Below are 1,010 nucleotides of genomic sequence, written 5' to 3'. Positions count from 1 at the left end.
GAATTCGTCTAGATTAGTCGCACCACGGTTTTGTCCGGTTGGGTTTTCATGACCACTGTCAGCCACGGAGTTGAAGTAGTTCAGTACGTTGAAGCTTGCAATACGCAAATCTGAGTCCGCAATCGCTGGGGCATCTTTACGAGCCACGTCGAAGCCTTCACCTGAAGTCACGAAGTTGGTGTTATTGACTTCATTTGTCGCAATCAGGCGGTATTCGTTGTAGCTGTAATTCACTACGCCCTGTAAACCTTCAACGCGCGAACCTAAGCGAATGTGCTGTTCAGATGAACCGTCTTGATCCAAATCTTGACCAAACTCAGGGTAGTAAGGAATTTTGCCGTTCGGTGCTTTGGCATCAGATTCTAGGAAAACTCGATTCTCTGCATTTTGTTTTGCTAGCGCGACCGCTTCTGCACTGTCTGCTGCGTGAAGCTGAGTTGGCTTAAAGAGCGGAGCTTGGTGCGACAACATCATGTTGTTACGTTTTGAATCGTAATCGTAAGAGAAGTTGCGAGTAACAAACAAATCACTGGCTGAGTTCAGCGTCACTTGCATCCCTTCATGGCGCTCTAACGCATCACGCAGAGTTTCGCCTTCTTTGATCACAAGCGGCGTCACCAATGGAATGTCTGACGTGCCAGTTTTTACATAGCTGGTTGCGTCAGAAGAAAGCTGAGTATTGCTGTAGTACTCCTGAACCTTACCTTTCACACAAACTACGTCACCAGGCTTTAGCTCGGTATCTGCGGCGTTCGTATGAATAAATAGACCTTCTGACGTCTTATCGTTGTTATCGTTCTCGATAGCTTGCAGGTAGAAGCCTTTCGTCAAACCGCTAGTAACAGCGCTCACGACACCAGTAACAAAATGCTCTTCTGTCGTAATGTATGGGTAACCATCGATAAATGGCGAAGAAGCACCTTCACCTTGAATGTCTTGAATGGATGTGAACGTTGGCGCGTGTCCATCCACTTCACACACAAATGCTGCAGGTGGCTCAGCTGCATTCA

General features: G+C 47.2%; 1 pseudogene. It reads right to left on the bottom strand.

Annotated features, from left to right (window positions below):
* A pseudogene (locus R7F67_RS25075) lies at positions 1–1,010 on the bottom strand (nuclease); the annotation flags it as partial.

The sequence above is a fragment of the Vibrio sp. YT-17 genome, from assembly GCF_033337375.1.
Classification (GTDB): Bacteria; Pseudomonadota; Gammaproteobacteria; order Enterobacterales; family Vibrionaceae; genus Vibrio; species Vibrio alginolyticus.
The sequence above is the reverse complement of the archived record's forward strand: the minus strand, read 5'-3'. Positions and strand labels throughout refer to the sequence as shown.